Raw genomic sequence first — 10,693 nt, 5'->3', positions numbered from 1 at the left:
ATTTAAAGATTCTCATACTAAAATAATTACTCCTCAAAAAACATACGATCTAGATGATGATTATGATGAAGACTATTTTGAATTTGAAAGTTTCATGGGGCGTAAAGAATATAAAATGATTAAGAAGCGCATGCAAGGTGGAAGAGTTAGGAGTGTTGAAGATGGCAACTATATAGCTACTACAGCTCCGTTAGGATATGACATCCATTGGATTAAAAAATCACGCACTCTAAAAATAAATGAATATGAGTCTGAAGCAATAAAGTTGATTTTTAAAATGTATATCGAAGGTAATGGGTCCGGTGCTATTGCTGACCATTTAAATACTTTAAAATATAAAACTAAATTTGGTAATGATTTTACTCGAAGTTCTGTGTTGTGCCTTATTAAAAATCCAATTTACATTGGTAAGGTAACTTGGAAAAAGAAAGAAATAAAAAAATCAAAAGTTCCTGGTAAAGTAAAAGATACAAGAACTAGAGATAAATCGGAATGGATAGTTGTAGATGGTAAGCATGAACCTATAATAGATATAGACACATGGAATAAAGCACAAAACATACTTAACAACAGATATCATATTCCTTATCAAATCGTGAATGGTGCGGCTAACCCTCTTGCAGGGGTGATAGTATGTGGTGTATGTGATTCCAAAATGGTCATGAGGAAATATAAAGGCAATCCCGACCCTAGAATACTATGTAATAAAAAATGTGGTAATGTTAGTCACTCATTTTCCGAGATAGAAAAAGATATACTAGATGGCTTAGAGGAATACTTTAAAAACTATAAAAAAATGCAATTTGAAAATAAAAATAAGAATAATGATGATACCAAAATGTATGAAAAACAGCTGAGCATCCTACAAAAAGAACTATTAACACTTAATGAACAAAAATTGAAATTATTCGATTTTTTGGAAAGAGGAATATATGATGATGATACTTTTCTTGAAAGGTCTAAAAATTTAGATGGAAGAATGGGAAAGACAAATGAAACTATAAAAAAGATAGAAAGTATTATAAATAAAAATAAAATATCCGTTAGTGAACATGACATTTTAGAACTTGAAAATTTAATTGCTGGTTATAAAAAAACCAATGACATAAAGAAAAAGAATAAATTAATGAAGGCTGCTGTTAACAAAATAGAATTTAAAAAAACTAAAAGAGGTGAGGACTTTGAAATAACGCTGTTTCCTAAAGTTTTACCCTAAATGTATAACATGTTTAGGGTAATTCATTACCTTCTTTATCAATACCTATAGGGTCTTGTAAATACACTTCACCCTTTATCTTTTTATTATTTCTAATAAGCATTAAGATTTCATTTTCAATACATCTTGCAGCATAGGTAGCCAGTCTCGTTCCCTTAGAACTATCAAAAGAATCAATTGCTTTTATTAGACCTACTGTACCTATGGAAATTAAATCATCTACTTCTTTACCTGGGAAAGAGTATTTTTTAACAATATGCGCCACCAGTCTTAAGTTTCTTTCCACTAAGATATTTTTAGCTTCAACGTCTCCCTCTTTAAACTTTTGTAAATATTCTCTTTCCTCTTCCTCCGTAAGAGGTTGTGGAAATGAGCTACTTCCAGATACATAAGCTGTTAATAAAGTAATGTCTCCAATCACATTAAAGAACCAATTGAAGAAAACCATAGCTGTTCCCCCTAATAGTGCTTATTATAATAATATGATTGGAAATCAAAAAAGTAGCCTGTACACTAAAATTTTTTCTACCTTATTTAATTAAAATAAGCCTTGACAAATTTAATATTCTTCAATTTATTGTAAAAATATTAAGCATCTTCAATAAAATAATGAATCAATATTTTATTGAAGATGCTTCAGTACACTTACAAATAATTGGATTTTATTAATCTATCTATAGCTTCCCTAAACACATAGGCAGCAGTAGTACCACCTGCATCATTTACAATATCTATTTCGGGTATAAATACTACCATAGAATAAAATTTATCTTTATACTTGAAATATCCTACAAACCATCCATCTGAATATTCTTTTCCATCTACAAAATATTCCGTAGTCCCAGTTTTCCCACCCATATATAATCCTTCAATATTAGTTTTTCTACCTGTGCCTATTTCAGAAGTTATGACCTCTCTCATTTGTTCTTCCATAATATTAGCGGTTTCTTCCGATAGAACTCTATGTTTCTCCACAGACATTTCTTCTATTATATGTCCATTATTATCTACATAACCTTCTAAAATTTTTGGCTTTACATATATGCCTTTATTAACTATAGTACTTGGAATAGCTGACACTGCCAATGGTGTAGTTCTTAAAGTTTGCCCTATAGAAGTATTCGTAATAACTCCAGACTTATCTTTTTCATTTAATCCTTCAATAGCACCTTGTGCCTCATCGTGAAGATTTAAAACTGAATGTAGTAGTCCTTGGCTTTCTGCATATTTAATTATATTATCTAATCCAACTTTCCATCCTAACTGTGCAAAAACATCGTTTGAAGAACGAAGATAAGCTTCATTTAAAGTATATATTTTCTGTTTCTCAATACTTCTAGGAAATATATTCTTAATTTCGTACTCATCTTTTAAATCAACCAATTCTAAATCTAAAGCCGCTTCAAATACTACAGTTTTAAATACAGAACCTACTAGAAAACCGTTACTACTAGGTACCCCAATATTTATATTAGATATATTATCATCTTTTTGGACCATTGATAGTATCTTTCCACTTTCACTTTCCACAAGAGTAAGACCTATTTGAGGATATTTATTAAAATTTTCACTCCTTAAGGTTTCTTCCATANNTTAACTTTACATTTACATTATCTTCAGGTATTATAGTTTCTTCTCCTATTATTTTTCCATTTACATCTTTTTCATAACGAATTTTATCAAATTGATTTTTTTTAACTCTATTATATATGTCCATCTCTAGAGATTTAGATTCTTTAAACTTTTCATCTTTATAATTTTGTGGAGAAGTTATTAAATTTTCAATCTTCCAGTCTTTTTCCTTCATAGCATTTTTTTGTTTATAGGTATAGACTCCATTAATACTTTTAGAGCTATTCAATTTTTCATAGGTTTTATAGTCTATTTCATAAGTATATTTTTGACTTTTATCTTTATATTTTATTTGTGACAAATCATAATCCTTATTATAATTTCTTAATATATAAGTTACAGTTTGTATATCTTGTAAGCTTGTATCATTATTTAAAGTTAAAAAAGTCATAGGATCTATTGTTACAAAATACTTATATTGATAATCGAAAAGCTCCTCATTATTTCTTCCCAATAATTTATAGTTTATATTGCTTATATTTTCTTCATAGTAATATTGCATATCAGCCATCACTGAATAGGTTTCTTCTTTATAATACTGTATATAATATAATCTACCTAATAGTGCAAGAAAACTACAAATTAATAATACTGCTACAATATAAATTCTATTGATAGTAATCTCCTTCCACTTATAATTTATAAAACTATAGGTTTTTTTCCTCATAAAAACACCTCCCTTTAGCTTAAATTTTTGACTAAAGTGAGGTGTTATATTCTCAATAATATATATTTTTACTATTTTTGTAATATTTGTTTTATGTTAGCTGTTATTATATCTATAGCAACCTTATTATGTCCACCTTCTGGTATTATAATATCTGCATATCTTTTAGTGTTTTCTGTAAATTGCTCATGCATTTGCTTAACTACTGTCAAATATTGAGTAATAACTGAATCTATAGTTCTTCCTCTTTCTTTAACATCTCTAACCATTCTTCTTATAAATCTTACATCTGGATCAGTATCTACATATATCTTTATATCTAGCATATCACGAAGTATCTCTTCTTGTAGAATTAATATTCCCTCTAATATTATTATATCTCTTGGTTCAATTCTAACAGTTTCTTTTACTCTATTATGTATCTCAAAATCATAGATTGGCTTTTCTACAGCCTCTCCATTTATTAACTTATTTAATTGTTCAACTAATAATTTAGTGTCAAAAGCATCTGGGTGGTCATAGTTTGTTTTAACCCGTTCTTCTGAAGTTAAATGACTTTGATCCTTATAATAAGAATCTTGCTCTATCATAGCTATACAATCTTCTCCAAAGCTTTTATATATTTCTTTAGCTATAGTACTTTTTCCTGAGCCTGTACCCCCTGTAATTCCTATTAAAACTGGACGATTCATTACTTCTTATCCTCCTTAGCCTTTACAAGTATATCATTTTTCTGTAGTTCAGTATCTACCTTAACACTAAACAACATTTGTGCGCTAGGAGCTGAATCTATCTTGTTTCCTTTACTATCTCTCATATCTTTTAAAGTTATTTCTATATTGTCACCAACTGGCCTTAAAACTTCAACCACATCGTTATCTAAAACCTTATTTCTTTGTTCTATAACTGCTAAATTATTTTCTTTATCGAATTCCACAACAGTTCCAACAATATCATAATTTCTTATATATGAAGAAGATTCATATATCTGACTATCCTTATCACCAAGATAAAAACCTGTATAATATTTTCTATGACTTGGTTTTTGAAGATTTTCTAACCATTTTTGCTGAAACTTGTACTCTTTTGGATTTTCAAAATATGTATCTATTGCTTCTCTGTATGCCTTAACCACTGTAGCTGCGTAATAAGCACTTTTCATTCTACCTTCTATCTTGAAAGATATTGCTCCTGTATTCATAAGCTCTGGAATATATTCTATCATACACAAGTCCTTAGAATTCATTATGTATGTTCCTTTATCATCTTCAATAATTGGGAAATACTCTTCATTTCTCTTCTCTTCTACAAGACGATATTTATATCTGCAAGGCTGAGCACATTGTCCTCTATTGGCATCTCTTCCTGTCATATAATTAGATAATAAGCATCTACCTGAATATGACATGCACATTGAACCATGAACAAAAATTTCAAGATCTAATTCTTGTGGAACTTTGTCTTTAATGTCTCTGATTTCTTCTAATGTTAATTCTCTAGCTAAAACTATTCTTTTAACACCTTGTTTATACCAAAATATTGCTGATTTATAGTTTACATTATTTGCTTGAGTACTTAAATGAATTTCAAGATTAGGAACTACTTCTCTAGCTGTCATTATTATTCCAGGGTCAGCAACAATTATAGCATCTGCACCTATTTCATAAAGTTCTTTTAAATAATCTTCTAACCCTTCTAAATCTTCATTATGAGGAAACACATTCATTGTTACATGGACTTTCTTCCCTCTTGCATGAGCATACTCTATTCCTTCTTTTAGCTCTTCATTAGTAAAATTATCTGCAAAAGCTCTTAAATTTAGCTTACTTCCCCCTAAGTATACAGCGTCCGCTCCAAAGTCAATCGCAGTTTTTAATTTTTCTAAATTACCTGCCGGAGCTAGTAACTCTGGTTTTATCATTNNTATCATTTTCATTCCTCCTTATAGTTAAAGCAATACCATCACCCATAGGTATAACTGTGGTTACTAAATTATCGTCACTAGAAACCATATCTAAATAACTCCTCATCCTTTTAACTATAGTTATTTTTCTTCTTTGTACTAATTCTTTAGAAGCTACCATACCTCTAAATAATACATTGTCCGCTACAATTACTCCATCTTCTTTTAAAAGTCTTAAGCAATGAGGTAAAAAATGATTATAATGTCCTTTTCCTGCATCCATAAAAATCATATCATATTCATCTTCTAAATTCTCTAATATCTCTAAACAGTCACCTTCAACTATATTTATTTTATCTTCTAATCCATATTTTTTAATATTTTCTTTAGCTAATTTTATCATATTTTCGTCTCGTTCAATAGTAGTAATATTATTATTACCACCGGCTGCTAAGTTCATTAAAATAGATGAATATCCTATGGCAGTTCCAAGTTCTAAAATTTTCTTTGGCTTTTTTAAGGTCACCATAAACTGTAGAAACTTAGCTCCTTCTTTTTGGATAATAGGTACCTTATTTTCTATTGCAAAGTCATGCATCTCCTTTAAAATACCAACATCATCTGGAATAAGATTTCTTAAATATAATTCCATATAATCATGTGTAACTCCACTCATAAGTATCCTCCATTTTAATATATAACATTTTAATGCAAACTGAAATATAAAGCCTCATATATAAGACTTTAACCAATAACTCACAAATTTTACTATTAAATATTGACAGTGAACAATTATGTAGATTCTTATAGTATGATTAGAATCTCATTGTAAATTGTTCATTGCCAATGATTAATTAAGTAAAATTGTTAATTCTTAACAATTTAGTTTTTTAAAATTTTCATGTGATAATCTCAACAAATATTATATAAATATCTGTTCTTAAAATCCCTGCGTTTTTTCTTTAACCTTTAAAAATTCATCATAGTTATCTGTGAAAAAATGCGTACCATCATTATTAGAAACAAAGAATAAGTAATTAGTTTCTGCCGGATTTATCGCAGCCTTTATTGCTTCACTTCCTGGAGAGCTAATTGGTCCCACAGGAAGCCCCTTAACTAAATAAGTATTGTATGGAGAATTTACTTCTAAGTCTTTTTCGTATAACTTATCTTTATGTTTTCCTAGTGCATAAAGTACTGTAGCACAAGATTGAAATTTCATATCTTCTTTTATTCTATTATAAAATACTGAAGCTACAATATCTCTTTCCTTAGGATTACTTGTTTCTCTTTCTACAATAGATGCCATAGTTATTATATTATATAACTCTTCATCATTTAAAGGCTTTTCTTTAGTTAAATCCTTAATTACTTCATTAAATCTACCATTCATAGTCTTAATTATTTCCTCGCCAGATACACCGTTTTTAAAACTATAAGTATCTGGAAATAAAAATCCCTCTAGATCATATTTTCTTTCACTATTAGATTTGATATAGCTTGGTAATTTATACTCTTTAACTGCTGATATAAATTCATCTTTACTAATTACATCAGCTTTTTCTAGAGTAGCAGCTATTCCATCTACATCATATCCTTCTGGAATGGTAACTTTAATATTACTCTTATCTAAACTAGAGTCCTCAAGCATAGCAATAAATTCTTCTACTGACACACCTTTAGCTATATTGTAACTACCTGGTTTTATATTAGGTTGAAGATTCTTTTGCTTAATATACACTTTAGTTAAAGTTGTATTTTTCAACTTACCTTCACCTTTTAATTTTTCAATTACGTTATATAATGTGTCTCCTTCTTTAACTTCAATAGTAAAATCTTCTGTTGCTTTAAAAGGATGTTTTGCATTGCTATTATAAAATATTCCCCCTAATAATAACGCACCTACCAAAAATATGGTAGCAATAATAATTCCTTTTTTCACAGAATCACCCCATCATAAAATAGTTTTATTTTTTTGCTGCTCTTTTTCTCATATTTGGATCTAATATCTTCTTTCTCATTCTTATGTTTAACGGTGTAATTTCTACAAGTTCATCAGAAGCTATAAAATCTAAACATTTTTCTAATGACATTTCATTAGGCGTAACTAATTTTAATGCATCATCTGCACCAGAGGATCTTGTGTTTGTAAGTTGTTTTTTCTTGCATATATTAACTTCTACATCTTCACTTCTTGAGCATTCCCCAATAACCATACCTTGGTAAACTGGAATTCCTGCTCCTATGAATAATGTTCCTCTTTCTTGTGCATTATATAATCCATAAGTAACTGATTCACCAGTTTCAAATACAACTAATGATCCTCTGCTTCTCTCAGCAATTTCACCCTTATAAGGCTCATAGCCCTCTAATACACTGTTCATTATACCATTACCTCTAGTATCAGTCATAAATTCATTTCTGAATCCTATAAGACCTCTTGACGGAATTTTAAATTCAAGTCTAGTGTATCCATTTATAGCACTTGTCATATTTACCATTTCAGCTTTTCTAGGTCCTAACTTTTCCATAACTGGTCCCATAAATTCTTCTGGTACGTCTATAGTTAAATGTTCAATTGGCTCAAGTTTTTTACCGTTTTCCTCTTTATATATTACTGTAGGCTTAGAAACTTGGAACTCATATCCTTCTCTTCTCATTGTCTCTATTAATATAGATAAATGAAGCTCTCCTCTTCCACTAATTTTAAAGCTATCAGCAGAATCTGTTTCTTCAACTCTTAAGCTTACGTTAGTTTCTAACTCTTTCATAAGTCTATCTCTTAAGTGTCTTGATGTAACGAAGTCACCATCTTGACCAGCAAAAGGAGAGTTATTAACTATAAAGTTCATGCTTAATGTTGGTTCATCTATCTCTATAAATGGAAGCGCCTCAGGGTTTTGAGCATCAGCAATTGTCTCTCCTATGTTTATATCTGAAATCCCTGAAATTGCAACTATATCTCCTAATTTAGCTTCTTCTGTTTCTTCTCTTTTCAGACCATTATATGTATATAAATTAGAAATTTTAACATTTTTTATAGTTCCATCTTTTCTCATTAAGGCAACGTTTTGATTTTTTTTGATAGTTCCTCTAATTACCTTACCTACACCAATTTTACCAACATACTCATTGTAATCTAATGATGTAATAAGTAATTGAAGTGGAGCATCTAATTCTCCTTTTGGTGGCTCAACATGGTCTATTATAGCTTTAAATAATGGTTCCATGCTATCTGACTCATCTTCTAATTCTTCTTTAGCATATCCATCTCTTGCAGAACCATATATAACTTTAAAGTCTAACTGTTCATCAGAAGCTCCAAGCTCAACAAATAAGTCAAATACTTCATCAATAACTTCCGCTGCTCTTTCATTTGGTTTGTCTATTTTATTTATTACAACTATTGGTTTTAAGTTAAGTTCTAAAGCCTTCTTTAAAACGAATTTAGTTTGAGGCATAGCCCCTTCATAAGAGTCAACTACTAGTAGAACACTATCTACCATCTTTAGAACCCTCTCAACTTCTCCACCAAAATCTGCGTGTCCTGGAGTATCTATAATATTAATTTTTATATCTCCATATTGAACTGCGGTATTCTTTGAAAGAATTGTTATTCCTCTTTCTCTTTCTAAGTCATTAGAGTCCATTACTCTTTCCTCAACCTTTTCATTTTCTCTAAAAACTTTACTTTGTTTTAATAGTGCATCAACCAATGTAGTCTTACCATGGTCAACATGGGCTATTATTGCTATGTTTCTTATGTCTTCTCTTGTGAATATATTCATTATTTTCCTCCATCTTTCATCAATTTTCTACAATTCACGTACAAAAGAAAATTGGATACGAAGTCTGTATCCAATTTTAATTAACTATACCTATTCTAATATTATGTTTAATAAAAGTCAACTTTACGGAGAATTATTCTCTAGTGTCAATTTCTGCTTCAATTCCCATAGCTTTTGTTAGAATTTTCATTACATCTTCCCACATAACTCCAAAGTTAGCTTCTGCTTGAAGAAATTTTCCAATATCAGGATTTAACGTAACTACTGAGCCCATATTTTCAAGCTTTTCCTTCATGCTGTCTGACAATTTACCTTTTTCAATTTGTTCACTATAAGCTTCAAATTGAATTTTTCTAAAATCATCTAGCATCTTCTTATTAGCTTCATTTTCTTTTATCTTTTTTAAACTTTCTCTGTACTCAACAACTTCATTACATTCCTTTAAAACTCTAGCAAATTCATACGCCTTATCATATATATTCATATAAATTCCTCCTTATTTAAAAAGTAAAATAAGATATTAAAATCTGTAAGAATATATTATATAAGTTAAACTTCCATTATTATAGGTAATATCATAGGACGTCTTTTAGTTTTTTCATATAAATACACTCTTAATACTTCTCTTATATTAGCCTTTATTGTTGGCCATTCTGTGATTTTATTTTCTTCACATTGTTTAAGTGCATCTCTAACTAAAATCCTTGCTTCCTCCATTAAATCCTCTGATTCTCTTACATAAACAAAACCTCTAGATATAATGTCAGGACCAGCAATTACCGTTCCACTTTGTTTTTCTATAGTTACAACAACTGTAAGTATTCCATCCTGAGATAAATGTTTCCTATCTCTAAGAACTATGTTACCTACATCTCCAACACCTAGTCCATCAACAAATACTTGACCAGATACTACTGATGCTGATTTTTTTATTGAATCTCTTGTCAATTCAATTACATCACCATTTTCTCCAATATAAACATTTTTTTCTGGCAATCCTAGCTTCATAGCTAATTCTCCATGTTGTTTTAAATGTCTATATTCACCGTGAACTGGAATAAAGAACTTAGGTTTTACTAAAATTTGCATAAGTTTTAGTTCTTCTTGACAAGCATGCCCTGAAACGTGAACCTCATAAATAACCTGAGCTCCCTTTTTGAAAAGTTGATTTATAACCTTTGATATCAACTTTTCATTTCCTGGTATTGGTGTAGCAGATATTATAACTGTATCTCCCTCTGTAATATTTACCTTTTTATGATCTGATGAAGCCATTCTTGAAAGCGCAGACATTGGTTCCCCTTGGCTTCCTGTAGTTATAATAACAATTTGATCATCATTATACTTTGAAATGGCATCTATATTTATTAGGATATCTTTTTCAAGCTTAATGTAACCAAGCTCTATAGCTACTGCCATAATATTCTCCATACTTCTTCCAGATACTGCAACCTTTCTACCATGCCTACCAGCTGCTTCAATTATCT

9 protein-coding genes and 1 pseudogene are annotated in these 10,693 nt (G+C 29.8%); 1 reads left to right on the top strand and 9 read right to left on the bottom strand.

What is annotated here, in order from left to right:
* Positions 1-1,216 (top strand): recombinase family protein (locus B3603_RS03325; protein WP_291560719.1); only part of this gene is annotated, 1,216 nt, incomplete at its 5' end.
* Positions 1,217-1,235: 19 nt separating this feature from the next.
* Here B3603_RS03325 and B3603_RS03320 read toward each other — a convergent pair.
* From B3603_RS03320 to B3603_RS03280, 9 genes and pseudogenes are all read right to left on the bottom strand, one after another.
* A pseudogene (locus B3603_RS03320) lies at positions 1,236-1,664 on the bottom strand (sigma-70 family RNA polymerase sigma factor); the annotation flags it as partial.
* Between the two features lie 197 nt (positions 1,665-1,861).
* Complete coding sequence (locus B3603_RS03315) at positions 1,862-2,806, bottom strand: penicillin-binding transpeptidase domain-containing protein (RefSeq protein ID WP_291560717.1); 945 nt, start codon at positions 2,804-2,806, stop codon at positions 1,862-1,864.
* Between the two features lie 780 nt (positions 2,807-3,586).
* The gene (udk, locus tag B3603_RS03310; protein ID WP_291560714.1) at positions 3,587-4,207 is read right to left on the bottom strand and encodes a uridine kinase; all 621 of its coding nucleotides are present in this window, start codon (positions 4,205-4,207) and stop codon (positions 3,587-3,589) included.
* Positions 4,207-5,436 (bottom strand): peptidase U32 family protein, encoded by a 1,230-nt coding sequence (locus B3603_RS03305; RefSeq protein ID WP_291560722.1) that lies wholly within the window; start codon positions 5,434-5,436, stop codon positions 4,207-4,209. Before B3603_RS03305 ends, udk begins: the two co-directional genes overlap by 1 nt.
* Positions 5,402-6,094, bottom strand: coding sequence for an O-methyltransferase (locus tag B3603_RS03300; RefSeq protein ID WP_291560712.1), 693 nt, complete (start codon positions 6,092-6,094; stop codon positions 5,402-5,404). Before B3603_RS03300 ends, B3603_RS03305 begins: the two co-directional genes overlap by 35 nt.
* Before the next feature lie 264 nt (positions 6,095-6,358).
* Positions 6,359-7,360 carry an endolytic transglycosylase MltG gene (mltG, locus tag B3603_RS03295; protein ID WP_291560710.1) on the bottom strand — a complete coding sequence of 334 codons (1,002 nt, stop codon included), beginning with the start codon at positions 7,358-7,360 and terminating at the stop codon, positions 6,359-6,361.
* 25 nt (positions 7,361-7,385) lie between these two features.
* Complete coding sequence (gene typA / locus B3603_RS03290) at positions 7,386-9,206, bottom strand: translational GTPase TypA (protein ID WP_291560707.1); 1,821 nt, start codon at positions 9,204-9,206, stop codon at positions 7,386-7,388.
* Between the two features lie 133 nt (positions 9,207-9,339).
* Complete coding sequence (locus B3603_RS03285; protein ID WP_291560705.1) at positions 9,340-9,690, bottom strand: YlbF family regulator; 351 nt, start codon at positions 9,688-9,690, stop codon at positions 9,340-9,342.
* A 65-nt stretch (positions 9,691-9,755) separates the two neighbouring features.
* Positions 9,756-10,693, bottom strand: a 938-nt coding sequence (locus B3603_RS03280) for a ribonuclease J (protein ID WP_291560703.1), incomplete at its 5' end; no start/stop codon positions are given.

The sequence above is a fragment of the Clostridium sp. UBA2485 genome (assembly GCF_002341865.1).
Classification (GTDB): domain Bacteria; phylum Bacillota; class Clostridia; order Clostridiales; family Clostridiaceae; genus Clostridium_J.
Note: the sequence above shows the minus strand (reverse complement) of the source record. Positions and strands in the feature narration are given on the sequence as shown.